The following is a 13,670-nucleotide window of genomic DNA, read 5'->3' on the forward strand; positions in this document are numbered from 1 at the left end:
CCCCGATCGCGCGGTGGTGCTGGTCAGCAAGGACATCAACCTCCGCATCAAGGCCAAGATCTATGGCATCCATGCAGAGGACTACGAGAACGACCGCGCGCTGGATGACTTTGCGCTGCTCTATACCGGCTCCACCGAACTGACGGAGGATTTCTGGGATCGCCATCCCGAAGTGCAGTCCTGGAACGAGCGCGGCCGCACCTTCTATCGACTCGATCGTCGCGATGACGAGGACTGGTACGCCAACCAATGCCTGTTCCTGCCAGGCGACAACAGCGTGGAATTGCGCGTACTGCATGTGGACGATACCCAGGCCACCTTGGTGTTGCTGGACGATCACAGTCACGCCAACCACGCGGTATGGGGCATCTCCGCGCGTAACCGCGAGCAGAATTTCGCGCTGAACGTGCTGATGGATCCCGATGTGGATTTCGTCACCCTGCTGGGCACGGCCGGCACCGGCAAGACGCTGCTCGCCCTCGCTGCGGGCCTGGCCCAAGTGATGGACCAGCAGCGCTATCGCGAAATCATCATGACTCGCGCCACCGTGTCGGTTGGCGAGGACATCGGCTTCCTGCCCGGTACCGAGGAGGAGAAGATGACGCCGTGGATGGGCGCGCTCACGGACAACCTCGAAGTACTCGCCAATCCCGAGGAAGGCGGAAGCTGGGGGCGCCAGGCGACCAATGACCTGCTCGCTTCGCGCATCAAGATCCGCTCGCTGAACTTCATGCGAGGACGCACCTTCCTCTCGCGCTACCTGATCATCGACGAGGCACAAAACCTCACGCCCAAGCAGATGAAGACGCTGATTACCCGGGCCGGCCCGGGTACCAAGATCGTCTGCCTGGGCAACGTGGAACAGATCGACACACCCTACCTCACCGAAACCACCTCCGGCCTTACCTATGCGGTAGACCGCTTCAAGCACTGGAGTCATTCGGCGCACATTACCCTGCGTCGCGGTGAACGCTCGCGCCTGGCGGACTTCGCTTCGGAAGCGCTGTAACCGGCATTCGCGTCGTCCCGGCACCCGCCGGGGCGACGCGATGCATGCGCCATCCAGGCAGACGAGGCGATAATGCTCAGCGTTTGCGATCATCGAGCCATGTCATGCCCCACGCCGCCCCGCCCATCGCCCTCACCATCGCCGGCTCGGATTCCGGTGGCGGCGCTGGCATTCAGGCCGATCTGAAAACCTTCCATGCGCGTGAGGTGCATGGTCTCTCGGTGATCGCCGCCATCACCTCACAGAACACGCGCGGCGTCACCGCCGTGCACACCGTGCCGCTGAAGCACATTCGTAGCCAGCTCGACGCGGTGTTCGACGATTTCCCGATCGGCGCAGTAAAGACCGGCATGCTCGGCAGCGCCGCCGTCACCCGCCTGGTCGCGAAGGACATGCGCGCACGCCAACCGGCCTGGCTGGTGGTCGACCCGGTCATGATATCCACCAGTGGCGCCCGCCTTCTGGACGAAGACGCTGTGCAAGCGATGGTGCAGGAACTCATTCCGCAGGCCGACGTGCTCACGCCCAACCTCCCCGAGGCCGAGGCCCTGCTGGGTCGCCGCCTGCGCAAATCCACCGATTTCGACAAAGCCGGCGAAGCGCTGCTGGCGCTGGGCGCCCGCTCGGTGCTGCTCAAAGGCGGGCACGCCAACGAGCGTGAGGTGGTGGACCGCTTCTACGACGCACGCGGCGTGATGGAGTTGCGCCATGCGCGCCTCCCCATCGAGGGTCACGGCACCGGCTGCACGCTGGCCTCGGCCATTGCCGCCGAACTGGCCAAAGGCCATACGCCCCGCTCCGCCGTGCGCCGCGCCGTGGCCTACGTGCATCGGGCACTGGCCCGCAGCTATCGCCCCGGCGGCGGCCCGGTGCATGTGCTGGGCCATTGAAACACCCCATCGCCTGAACCAGATCAAGGGGCCGGCCTGACCTAGGGAGTAGAATGCGGCTTTCCGTCCCACGGCCGCGTCCCCGTCCATGATCCTTGCCCCGCGCCTCGTCCTGCTGATCCTGCTTTTGCTGTTCGTGTTCTGCGTGCTCCTGGTGCACCTGCGCGGCCGCGCCAAGCTGCGCTTCGACCGGCAGTTGGTGGACCATTCCGCGGTATTCGCGCCTTACAACCTGCTGATGTATGCGTTTTCCGCCGTGCCGGCACGGCCGATCCTGGATCGGCGTGGGTTCCCTCAACTGGACCTGCTGCAGGCCAACTGGCAGGCCATTCGCGAGGAAGCCCTGCACCTGTTCGACGAGGGTTATATCCGCGCGGCCGAAAAGCACAACGACGCCAGCTTCAACAGCTTCTTCAAGCAGGGCTGGAAGCGCTTCTACCTGAAATGGTACGGCGAGCCATTGGCCTCGGCCGAAACGCTGTGCCCCAAGACCGTCGCCCTGCTCAACTCCATACCCAGCGTCAAGGCGGCGATGTTTGCCCTGCTCCCGCCGGGCAGCAAGCTCAACCCGCATCGCGACCCGTTTGCCGGCTCGCTGCGCTATCACCTTGGCCTGATCACGCCCAACTCCGAGGAGTGCCGCATCTTCGTCGATGGCGAGGTGCACAGCTGGGGGGACGGCAAGGACGTGGTGTTCGACGAAACCTATGTGCACTGGGCCGAGAACCGCACCGACCAGACCCGTGTGATCCTGTTCGCCGATGTGGAGCGTCCCCTGCGCACGCGCTGGATGAGTGCGATCAACCATCGCGTGGGGGCCTTTATGGGCAAGATCACCGCCTCGCCCAACACCGAGTCGCCGGAAGAGCAGACCGGCTTCGTCAACCGCATGTTCGCGCTCAATCAGCGCGGCCGCGAGCGCAGCCGCACGTTCAAGAAGAAGTATCCCACGCTGTTTCGCGCCGTGAAGTACGCGGGCATGTTGCTGCTGATCTGGATCATCTTTCTCGCCCCGTGGCCGCTGTTTCGCTGAGCGGTCACGTTTCGGGCAACGCTCGCGTCCTGGTACGTCATCCCTTGGGAATACGTCATGGACAACGCCACCGCGCTGTTTGAACAACACCGCCCGCGCCTCTATGGGCTGGCCTACCGCATGCTCGGCGCACCCGCCGATGCCGAGGACGTGCTGCACGATGCGTGGCTGCGCTGGCACCAGCAGGAGCCGGCCAGCCTGGATGACCCCCAAGCCTGGCTGGTCACCGTAACCACGCGCCTGGCGCTGGATCGTCTGCGCCGCGCCAAGACCGAGCGCCAGCACTATCCCGGCCCCTGGCTGCCAGAGCCGCTGGTGGCGGAGGCCGAACAGCCCGATCTCATGCTCGAGCGCAGCGAGACACTAAGCCTCTCGTTTCTGGCGTTGCTGGAACGACTGAGCCCGGACGAACGAGCCGCCTTCCTGCTCAACCAGGTATTTGACTACAGCCACGCCGAAGCCGCCGCCATGCTGCAGATCAGCGAGGACGCAAGCCGCCAACGCACGCACCGCGCACGGCAGCGTCTGCGAGAAGGTCGCCCGCGCTTCAGCCTGGAGCCGCGAGCCCAGCAACGCTTGCTGGAGCGGTTCCGCGATGCCCTGGACCACCCCAACCTCGACACCCTGCAGGCTCTGTTCGCCGCCGATGCCATGCATGAAGCCGACGGCGGCGGCAAGATAAGCGCCACGCTCAAGCCACTCTACGGCAGCGAGCGCATCGCACGACTGTATCTACAAGTGGCCCTGCACTATCAGCAGACCGGCGCCCTCCATCGCGTGGGATGGGTCAATGGCGCACCGGCCCTGCTTACCTGGGTCGACGCGCAACTCGCCACCGTGCACTGGATCGAAACCGACGGCGAATACATCGTGGCCGTGCACGCCTTGCGACATCCGGACAAATTGGCACGCCTGCGGGCTGTCACGAGCGAGCCCCGCTCTGCGTCCTTGGAATAAGCGGCCGCGGTGGCCGCGTTGCCAGGAGCTTATCCGTGTCTTCACGTCTTTCATTCAAGCACTATCCCCAGGCCATGAAGCCGCTGTTCGACTTCAGCGCAGCCGTCCACGCCAACGGTCTGGAGCAACCGCTGGTCGAGCTGATCCTGCTGCGCGTATCGCAGCTCAATGGCTGCGCCTATTGCATCGATATGCATTCGAAAGATGCACGCGCCACTGGCGAAACCGAGCAGCGCCTGTACCTGTTGCAGGCATGGCGTGAGGCGCCGTTCTACAGCGAGCGCGAATGCGCGGCACTGGCCTGGGCCGAAGCGGTGACGCAACTGGGCGAACATGGCGTGCCGGAGGAAGTATTCGCCCGTGCTCGCGCCGCATTCAGCGAGGAAGAGCTGGTCAAGCTCAACCTCGTGGTGATCCTGATCAACGCCTGGAACCGCATCGCGATTCCCTTTGGTGCGGTGCCCGGGGAGTACCAGCCCAGCGCGCGTCGGGCGGCCTGAGCCTTAGCGCTCGAGTACTGGCCTCCCCTTATCGCTCGTCGGCGCCGACGAACGATAAGGGGCAGGAAACTGCGGACGAAAAAAAGCCCCTCTCAAGGAGAGGGGCTTTTCGAGAGCAAAGCGACTCAGGCGGCGCGAACGCGCTTGACGATGGCATCACCGAAGCTGTCGGTGCTGCCCTTGCCGCCGATGTCCGGCGTGACGCTGTCGCGGTCGTTGGTCATGGTGTCGCGAATGGCCTGGCGCAACTTGTTGCCCTTATCGACCATGCCCAGGTGATCGAGCATGTCGGCCGCGGCCAGCAGCAGCGCGCACGGGTTGGCGATGCCCTTGCCGGCGATATCGGGAGCCGAACCGTGCACGGCCTCGAAGATCGCCGCTTCGGTACCGATGTTGTCGCCCGGGGCCAGGCCCAGACCACCCACCAGACCGGCGCACAGGTCGGACAGGATGTCACCGAACAGGTTGGTGGTGACGATCACGTCGAACTGCTCGGGCTTCATCACCAGCTGCATGCAGGCGTTGTCCACGATCATCTCGTTGAACTCGATCTGCGGGTATTCCTTGGCGATTTCGCGCGCCACGTTGAGGAACAGGCCCGAAGCGGTCTTGATGATGTTGGCCTTGTGCACCGCGGTGACCTTCTTGCGGCCCTTCTTGATGGCCAGCTCGAAGGCATAGCGCACGATGCGGCTGGAACCCTTGCGGGTATTGCGCACCATGGAGATGGCGGTTTCGCCGTCTTCGGAGACCGACTGGCCTTCGGACAGGTAGGCACCTTCGGTATTCTCGCGCACCGTGATGATGTCGATATTGTCGAAGCGCGCCTTGGTGCCCGGGAAGCTGATCGCCGGACGCACGTTGGCGTACAGGTCGAAGTGGCGACGCAGGGTGACGTTGATCGAGGTAAAACCGCCGCCCACCGGGGTGGTCAGCGGGCCCTTCAGGGCCACCTTATGCTTGGCGATGGCGTCCAGGGTCGGCTGCGGCAGCAGATCGCCGTGCTTCTCCAGCGCGACCATGCCGGCATCGACGAACTCGTAGGACAGACCGCAGTCCAGCGCATCGAGCACACGCAGCGTGGCGTTCATGATCTCGGGGCCGATACCGTCGCCCGGAATCACGGCAATGGTCTTGCTCATGGGGACACTCCTTGGGATAAGAATCGAGCAACCCTGTGCGGGGGACAACAGGGCTATATATCCCGTCAATTATCCCCCATGCGATGCCGAGCGACCAGAGCGCAGCGCCCGACCGCCGTTGCAAATCCTCGCATGCAGCATTGAATAAACTCGCATACGTCAAGGCGGTGGCAAGGAGTTGGCCACCGCCCGTCCGGCCCCGGACTCAGGCGTGGCTGGCGCAGTCGGCGGCGGCAGCGTCACCCGATTCCAGCTGATCGAGGAAATCCACTGCGCGACGCAGGTGCGGGATCACGATGGAACCGCCCACCACCAGGCCGACGCTGAAGGTTTCGAAGAACTCCTCGCGCGTCACGCCGGCCTCTTTGCATTGCGCCACGTGATAGCTGATGCAGTCGTCGCAACGCAACACCATCGAGGCGACCAGGCCCAGCAGCTCCTTGGTCTTTACATCCAGCGCGCCGGGCTTGTAGGTCTGTGTGTCCAGCGCAAAAAACCGGCGCACGACCTGGTTGTCCTCCGACAGGATGCGCTCGTTCATGCGATGCCGGAACGCGGTGAACTCGGCCACGCGGTCCTTGCTGCCCTGCTCGTCCGTCGGCTTGCTCATGCCGCGCTCCCCAGCAGCTCGGCCAGCTTTCCGCTACGGTCGGCGGCCACCAGGTCATCGAAACCACCCACGTGCTGATCGTTGATGAAGATCTGCGGCACCGTGCGACGACCGCCGCTGCGCGCCAGCATCAGGTCGCGCTGCGCGGGATCGATGTCGATGCGCACTTCGCTCCACTCCAGCCCCTTGGACTTGAGCAGGTTCTTGGCGGATACGCAGTAAGGACACACTGCGGTGGAATAGACCTCGATCTTGGGCACGGCGAACTCCGGAACCGAAAAATGATGCGACGCCCCCAAGGTGGGGCTGGCCGCCTCTGGAAACAAGCAATGACGGTGAACCGACACCTTCCGCAGGTGTCTCAGATGGTATTGTCGCTGACCTATGCGCATGGCACCACGTCTCACCCCAAAGGCAGCAGGATCTCAACCGCACCTGAGCCCGGCGCGGCCAGGTTGGCGCGTATCCAAGGACAGGAAACGGCATGACCAAGCAGCTCCCGACGGGCACGGCCCCATGACCGCCCGCCCGCCCCGCCGCCTGCTGACGGCGTTGCTGTTCGCGGGCCTCAGCTTTGCTGCCCAGGGCCAGGATCGCGACGTGCGCCTGCCCGATCTGGGCAGCTCGGCCAATGCCCTGATCTCGCCCCAGGAAGCCCAGGACTATGGCGCCTCCATGCTGCGCCAGATGCGCGCCCTGGACATGGTGCTGGACGACCCGCTGCTGGACGACTACATCAACAACCTGGGCTACCGGCTGGTGGCCGGCAGCGAAAAGCCCAAGGAGCACTTCTCCTTCTTCATCGCCCGCGAGAACGTCATCAACGCCTTTGCCGCGCCTGGCGGCTATATCGCGGTGAACTCGGGCCTGATCATCATCACCAACAGCGAGAGCGAACTGGCGGGCGTGATCGCCCACGAGATCGGCCATATCACGCAGAACCACTTGCAGCGTGCTTTCGAGGCGTCCAAGAAAGACACTCCGTTGATGGCGCTGGTGCTGTTGGGCGCCATCGCTGCCGGCGCGGGCGCAGGAGCTGGCGATGCCGCTGGCGCCATCCTGATGGGCGGCCAGGGCCTGCTGATGCAGCGCCAGATCAACTTCACCCGCAAAGACGAAATCGAAGCCGACCGCGCGGGCATCCAGACCTTAGCCAACGCCGGCTACGATCCCAACGCCATGGCCAGCTTCTTCGAGCGCATGGAGGACACCCTGCGCGTAGGGACCGGTGGCGAGCGCGGCGACGTGCCCGCCTTGTTGCAGGATCACCCGGTCACCATGGACCGCATCAGCGACGCCAAGGCCCGCGCCAACGGGCTGCTCGCGCAGCAGAAGCTGCGCCCCAGCGGCTCCACCCTGGACAAGAGCCAGTGGGAAAAGAGCACGGCGCCCATCCCTTACGTGAAAGATCCCACGGCCCTCGCCGCACGCGAGGCCAAGGACAATCTCGATACCTTCCTGCTGATGCGCGAACGCGTGCGCGTGCTGGCCAGCGACCCCACACAGATCACCACGTACTACGCCACCAGCCTGCAGAACCAGCGAGGCTTCGATACGCCGTCCAATCGTTACGGCTACGCCCTGGCCCTGTTGCGCAGCAATCGTGGCGCCAAGGCCGTGGACGAGCTGCAGCCCTTGCTGACGGCCTACCCGACCAACCAGGTCCTGCGCCTGGCGATGGCCGACGCCAAGCTGCAAGCCGGGCGACGCGCCGAGGCGCTGGCGATCTATGCCGACCTCAACCAGCAGTCGCCTCGCAACCGCGCCATCGCCATGGGCTATGCCAATGCGTTGACCGAAGGCGGCAGCCAGGACGAGGCCCGCCAGGCCGCCACCATGCTGATGCCCATGCTCGACAACAACGACGAGCCGGAGCTGTACCGCACCTACGCCCGGGCCAGCAACAAGGCCGGCGATGCGATACGCGCGGGCGAAGCGTTTGCCGACGCCTCCTACCTGTCCGGCCGGCCTTTCGACGCGATGGAGCAGCTCAAGCGCCTGCTGCAGCGGCCGGACCTGGATTACTACGCCCGGGCCCGTATCCAGGCCCGCATCAACGACCTCACGCCACTGGTCATGGAACTGCGCAAGCGCAAGATCCAGACCGACGACAACCCCGACGGGCGCAGCCAGCAACCCTTGCAGAACACGGGCCATTGCCAGGGCCGAGTGTGCTTTTCCGCCGAGAACAGCAACCGTTGAGCATGCCGAACTACCGCCATGACGCTCCCGTCACGTAGGTAAAGTGTGAAATGTCATCGCGGCGTAACATTAGACCGCTGCAATAAATGCGTCACAGGCACCCACAGCGGACCCCAAGCGTGCACAAACGCATATTGATCGTCGAAGACGAAGCCTCGATCCGCGACATGGTCGCCTTTGCCCTGCGCAAGGCTGGCATGGACGCCGTCCATGCCGCCGATGCACGCGCGGCGCAACTGGCTATCGCCGAACAGGTACCCGACCTCATCCTGCTCGACTGGATGCTGCCCGGCACCAGCGGCCTGGAGCTGGCACGCCGCCTGCGCAAGGAAGAGCTGAGCCGCGAGATTCCCATCATCATGCTTACCGCGCGCGGTGAGGAGATGGATCGCGTCAACGGCCTGGAAGCCGGTGTCGATGACTACGTCATCAAGCCGTTCTCCACCCGTGAGCTGGTGGCACGCATCAAGGCGGTGCTCCGCCGCAGCCAGGGCGACGACGGCTCGGGCATGGTGGAACTGGGCGGCCTGCGCATCGACGGGCCGGCGCACCGCGTGTTCGCTGGCGAAGAAGCGGTAACCATCGGCCCCACCGAATACCGACTGCTGTACTTCTTCATGACGCATCCCGAGCGCGTGTACTCGCGCGCGCAACTGCTCGACCATGTATGGGGCGGCAGCGTGTACGTGGAGGAGCGCACCGTGGACGTGCACATTCGCCGCCTGCGCAAGACGCTCGAACCATGGAAGCTCGACGACATGGTGCAGACCGTGCGCGGTGCGGGTTATCGCTTTTCCGCCAGCGTCTGAGCCCGCTATTGCGGGGCAACGGCGTTTTGCCGATGCTGGCGCACCGCCAACCCGGCGCCTACTAGCTCTCGCACATGCCTAAGACCTTCGACCGCTCCTGGATGCTGCCGGCCGCCCTTACGGCCGGCCTGCTCGTTGGCGGCCTCGTCGGCTGGCTCGCGGGCGGCCATGTGGCGACGGGGGTGGCTGCGGTGGCTCTCGTCGAAATCGTCTTGCTCCTGACCCAAATCCGTCATCAAGCGCAGCACATGATGACGCAAAGCCATACGGCCACCTCCCTTCAGCATGACCGTTTCATGACGCGTTCCCGTCGCATCGCCTCCAGTCTGCGCGATCTGCGCAGTGCCGCCGGCAGCCTGCCGGACGCGGTCGTACTGCTCGACAACGAGCAGCACGTCCGCTGGTTCAACCACGCCGCCGAGGACCTGCTGGGACTGCGCCGCCCGCAGGACCGCGGCGCGCACCTGGATGAGCGCCTAAGCACCACCGAACTCGCCACCTGGCTCAAGGAAGGTGCGCGCGAACCGCTCAACGACGTGGCGGCACCGGGGCATCCCAATCGCCACATCAACGTGACCTTGCTGCCGTTCGGTCGTCGCCAGCGTTTGCTGTTGGCACGCGACATCAGCCACCTCACGCGCCTGGAGCAGATTCGCCGCGACTTCGTCGCCAACGTATCGCACGAGCTGCGTACGCCGCTCACCGTCATCCACGGCTACCTGGAACTGATCGACCCCGAAGATGTGCCGGAACTCGCGCCCGTGCTCAACGAGATGCGCGCGCAGTCCAAGCGCATGGGGCAGATCGTGGAAGACCTGCTCACCCTCTCGCGCCTGGAAACCCAGGATCACGTGCAGGATGAGCGCGTACAGATGACGCCGCTGCTGGCCACCATCCGCAAGGAGGCCGAAGCGCTCAGCCAGGGTCGCCATACCATCACCGTGGAATCCACCGCGGAAGCCGACCTGCTCGGCTCGGTGAAGGACCTGCACAGCGCCCTGTCCAATCTGGTCAGCAACGCCGTGCGCTACACACCCACCGGCGGACGCATCACCATTCGTTGGCGACGCACGAGCGATGGCGCGGTGTACTCGGTGATCGACACCGGTTACGGCATTCCCGCCTCGCACCTGGCGCGGCTTACCGAACGCTTCTACCGTGTCTCCTCCAGCCGCTCGCGCGATAGCGGCGGTACCGGCCTGGGCCTGTCCATCGTCAAGCACGTGTTGAACCTGCATCAGGCCCGCCTGGAGATTCAGAGCGAGCCGGGCCACGGCTCGACGTTTTCCTGTTGGTTCAACAACGAACGCCTGCTGGCACCGGGCACCAGCGACCCGGACTGAACCACCTGCGGGAACTGCTCCGTCAGGGTTCCCTCACCCCTCGCCGTGTGCCGACTGAACGCCGTTCACACTACGCGGCAGTGCGCCATGTCACGACGCGCTGCATAGGACAGAATGGGGGATGCGCCGTAAACCTGCCACTCCTTCGCCCGTCCTCGATCGTGCTGCCCCCGAGCTCTACTTCAGCCGCGAGCTGGCCGCCCTCGAATTCAATTTCCGCGTACTGGCGCAGGCGCGCGATGCGCGTATTCCGCTCTTGGAGCGGCTGCGTTATCTGAGCATCGTGGCCAACAACCTCGACGAGTTCTTCGAGGTACGCGTGGCCATGCTCAAGCACCACCACATGTTCGGTTCGGCCGCGCCGGGCCCCGATGGCCTGTCTTCCGGTGAATTGCTGTCGCGCATCCGCAAGCGTGTGCTGGACCTGGTCGCCGAGCAGTACCAGATCTGGCAGGACGAGCTGGGGCCCGAGCTGGACGCTGAAGGCGTGCACTTCCTCAAGCGCGACCGCTGGACCGAGCGCCAGCGTCGCTGGCTGCAGGGCTACTTCGAGAACGAGGTGATGCCCGTGCTGTCACCACTGGGCCTGGACCCGGCGCACCCATTCCCGCGCATCCTCAACAAGACGCTCAATATTGCCGTGGTACTGAAGGGCCGCGACGCCTTCGGTCGCGAAGGCCACATGGCGCTGGTGCGTGCGCCTCGCTCGCTGCCCCGCATCATTCGCCTGCCCGAGGAAGTGTGCGATGGCGGCGTGCATTACATCTTCCTGGCTGAGCTGCTGCAGGGCTTTGTCGACCTCATGTTCCCCGGCTTCAAGGTGGCCGGTTCGTATCAGTTCCGCGTCACCCGCAACAGCGAGCTGATGGTGGAAGAAGCCGAGGTGGACAATTTGGCCCGTGCGCTCAGCGAGGAATTGATTGGGCGCGGTTACGCCCGTCCGGTGCGGCTGGAGATCGGCAACGATTGCCCCAAGTCCATCGTCTCCATGCTCATCGCCAACTTTGAGTTGGAGGAGACCGATGTCTATCGCTGCGACGGCCCGGTCAACATCATTCGCGCGGGCACCATCTACGATGGGCTGGATCGACCGGAACTGAAGTTTCCGCGCTTCGTACCGCTGTTGCCGGCAGCCTTCAAGGACAATCGCTGCAAGTTCGAAGTGCTGCGCCAGCGCGACGTGCTGCTGCATCATCCCTACGAATCGTTCGCTGCCGTGGTGGACCTGCTGCGTCAGTCCGCCCAAGACCCAGCCGTGCTCGCCATCAAGCAGACGCTGTATCGCGCAGGCGAAGACACCCCGCTGGTCGACTTGCTGGTGGAGGCGGCGCGCAACGGCAAGGACGTCACCGTGGTGATCGAACTGCGCGCCCGCTTCGACGAGGAGGCCAACATCCGCCTTGCCACTCGCCTGCAAGAGGCCGGCGTACAGGTGGTGTATGGCGTGGTGGGCTACAAGACACATGCCAAGATGCTGTTGATCGTGCGCCGCGAAGACGACACGCTGCGTCGCTACGTGCACCTTTCCACGGGCAATTACCATCAGGCCAACAGCCGCAGCTACACCGACATCGGCCTGATGACGGCGCATCCCGGTATCGGCGAGGATCTGCACAAGGTTTTCCAGCAACTCTCCGGGCTCGGCCCGGTGATCAAGCTGCAGCACTTGCTGCATTCGCCCTTCACGCTCTATCGCAGCGTACTGGACAAGATCGAACGCGAAACGGCGCACGCCGAGGCCGGACGCCCCGCGCGTATCGTGGCCAAGCTCAACGCACTTAACGAGGCGCATGTGATCCAGGCGCTGTATCGCGCCTCGCAGGCCGGCGTGGAGATCGACCTGATCGTGCGCGGTGCCTGCACCCTGCGCCCCGGCTTGCCGGGTGTGTCCGAGCGCATCCGCGTGCGTTCGATCGTCGGGCGCTTCCTGGAGCACAGCCGCGTGTACTGGTTCGCCAATGACGGGGCGCCGGAGCTTTATTGCGCCAGCGCGGACTGGATGGAGCGCAACCTCAAGCGCCGCATCGAGGTGGCCTTTCCCATCCTCGATCCGGCGTTGGCCCAACGCGTATTTGACGAGACCCTCGCCAATTACCTGGCGGACAATACCGAGGCGTGGCTACTGGACAGCCATGGGCGCTACGCCCGGGCCACGGCGGACGACGAAGTGCCACACAGCGCGCAGCGCTGGCTGCTGGCAAAACTGGTGCCCAGCACGGGCTAGGCGCACACCGCGATTTCGCAGTGAGCCCTGGCGTGCGAGAATTCTCACCTTGCAGCCCGATATGAGCCCCGCATGAGCCAAGGCGATCCGACCCCGATCAAGGATGGCGAACTGATCGCCGCTGTCGATATGGGCTCCAACAGCTACCACATGGTGGTGGCAAGGGTGGAACACGGCGAACCCCGCGTGATCGATCGGCTGCGCGAAACGGTACGCATGGCCGCCGGTTTGCGCGCCGACGGCACGCTGGACGCCGAGCATCGCGCGCGCGCGCTCAACTGCCTGGCCCGCTTTGGCCAGCGCATTGCGGGCGTACCCTCGATCCGCGTGCGCGCCGTCGCCACCAATACGGTACGCCGCTTGTCGTCGCCGCAAGGTTTCCTCACCGCCGCCGAAACGGCGCTGGGCCATCCGGTGGAAATCGTCTCGGGCCGCGAAGAGGGCCGCTTGATCTTCCTGGGCGCGTCGCACGACCTGCCCGCCTCGCGCGAAAGTCGCCTGGTGATCGACGTGGGCGGCGGCAGCACCGAGTTCATCATCGGCCGCGGTTTCGCGCCGATGCATACGGAAAGCGTGCAGGCCGGATGCATCGCCTCCACCTTGCGCTTCTTCCCCGGTGGCAAGCTCAACCGCAAGCGCTGGCAGCGTGCCAATACCGAAATCGGCGTGCTGCTGCAGCAGTTCGCCGAAGACTATCGCGAGTCGGGCTGGATCGAGGTCTACGGCTCCTCCGGCACCGCCAAGGCGATCGGCTCGGTGGTGCAAGCGATGAAGTTTTCCGACGACGGCATTACGCCGGCGTCCCTGGCCTCCTTGCGCGACGCGCTGTTGGCCCAAGGCCAGATCAGCTCGCTCAAGCTGCCCGGCCTCACCGACGACCGCGCGCCAGTGATCGCCGGCGGTGTCGCCATCTTCGAGGCCGCCTTTGAGGCGCTGGGCATCGAACGCATG

General features: G+C 64.8%; 13 protein-coding genes. 10 read left to right on the forward strand and 3 right to left on the reverse strand.

The window, feature by feature from the left end:
- The 5 genes from JHD67_RS19385 to JHD67_RS19405 all read left to right on the forward strand — a co-directional run.
- Positions 1-1,009 (forward strand): PhoH family protein (locus tag JHD67_RS19385; RefSeq protein ID WP_199100826.1); only part of this gene is annotated, 1,009 nt, incomplete at its 5' end.
- Positions 1,010-1,113: 104 nt separating this feature from the next.
- The gene (gene thiD / locus JHD67_RS19390; RefSeq protein ID WP_199100827.1) at positions 1,114-1,899 is read left to right on the forward strand and encodes a bifunctional hydroxymethylpyrimidine kinase/phosphomethylpyrimidine kinase; all 786 of its coding nucleotides are present in this window, start codon (positions 1,114-1,116) and stop codon (positions 1,897-1,899) included.
- Positions 1,900-1,987: 88 nt separating this feature from the next.
- A complete protein-coding gene (locus tag JHD67_RS19395; RefSeq protein ID WP_199100828.1) occupies positions 1,988-2,932 on the forward strand; it encodes an aspartyl/asparaginyl beta-hydroxylase domain-containing protein in 945 nt (314 codons plus the stop codon).
- 57 nt (positions 2,933-2,989) lie between these two features.
- On the forward strand, positions 2,990-3,889 hold the full coding sequence (sigJ, locus tag JHD67_RS19400; RefSeq protein WP_199100829.1) for an RNA polymerase sigma factor SigJ: 900 nt from the start codon (positions 2,990-2,992) through the stop codon (positions 3,887-3,889).
- 35 nt (positions 3,890-3,924) lie between these two features.
- Positions 3,925-4,389: a carboxymuconolactone decarboxylase family protein gene (locus JHD67_RS19405; RefSeq protein ID WP_343214401.1), complete on the forward strand. Its 465-nt coding sequence runs from the start codon at positions 3,925-3,927 to the stop codon at positions 4,387-4,389.
- A 125-nt stretch (positions 4,390-4,514) separates the two neighbouring features.
- Here the strand turns inward: JHD67_RS19405 and JHD67_RS19410 are convergent, their stop codons facing one another.
- The 3 genes from JHD67_RS19410 to grxC form a co-directional block, all read right to left on the reverse strand.
- Positions 4,515-5,531 carry an isocitrate dehydrogenase gene (locus tag JHD67_RS19410; protein ID WP_199100830.1) on the reverse strand — a complete coding sequence of 339 codons (1,017 nt, stop codon included), beginning with the start codon at positions 5,529-5,531 and terminating at the stop codon, positions 4,515-4,517.
- Positions 5,532-5,736: 205 nt separating this feature from the next.
- Positions 5,737-6,141, reverse strand: a complete 405-nt coding sequence (locus JHD67_RS19415) for a carboxymuconolactone decarboxylase family protein (RefSeq protein WP_199100831.1) — start codon at positions 6,139-6,141, stop codon at positions 5,737-5,739.
- Positions 6,138-6,401 (reverse strand): glutaredoxin 3, encoded by a 264-nt coding sequence (grxC, locus tag JHD67_RS19420; RefSeq protein WP_199100832.1) that lies wholly within the window; start codon positions 6,399-6,401, stop codon positions 6,138-6,140. The genes JHD67_RS19415 and grxC overlap by 4 nt, the downstream gene beginning before the upstream one ends.
- 256 nt (positions 6,402-6,657) lie before the next feature.
- Here grxC and JHD67_RS19425 point away from each other — a divergent pair, with 256 nt between their 5' ends.
- From JHD67_RS19425 to JHD67_RS19445, 5 genes are all read left to right on the forward strand, one after another.
- A complete protein-coding gene (locus JHD67_RS19425; RefSeq protein WP_199100833.1) occupies positions 6,658-8,343 on the forward strand; it encodes a M48 family metalloprotease in 1,686 nt (561 codons plus the stop codon).
- Between the two features lie 119 nt (positions 8,344-8,462).
- Positions 8,463-9,152: a phosphate regulon transcriptional regulator PhoB gene (phoB, locus tag JHD67_RS19430; protein ID WP_199100834.1), complete on the forward strand. Its 690-nt coding sequence runs from the start codon at positions 8,463-8,465 to the stop codon at positions 9,150-9,152.
- Positions 9,153-9,226: 74 nt separating this feature from the next.
- The gene (gene phoR, locus JHD67_RS19435) at positions 9,227-10,495 is read left to right on the forward strand and encodes a phosphate regulon sensor histidine kinase PhoR (RefSeq protein WP_199100835.1); all 1,269 of its coding nucleotides are present in this window, start codon (positions 9,227-9,229) and stop codon (positions 10,493-10,495) included.
- 121 nt (positions 10,496-10,616) lie between these two features.
- Complete coding sequence (gene ppk1, locus JHD67_RS19440) at positions 10,617-12,719, forward strand: polyphosphate kinase 1 (protein ID WP_199100836.1); 2,103 nt, start codon at positions 10,617-10,619, stop codon at positions 12,717-12,719.
- 72 nt (positions 12,720-12,791) lie between these two features.
- On the forward strand, positions 12,792-13,670 hold an 879-nt coding region (locus JHD67_RS19445; protein ID WP_199100837.1), incomplete at its 3' end, for a Ppx/GppA family phosphatase.

The sequence above is a fragment of the Dyella sp. ASV21 genome (genome assembly GCF_016428975.1).
GTDB lineage: Bacteria > Pseudomonadota > Gammaproteobacteria > Xanthomonadales > Rhodanobacteraceae > Dyella.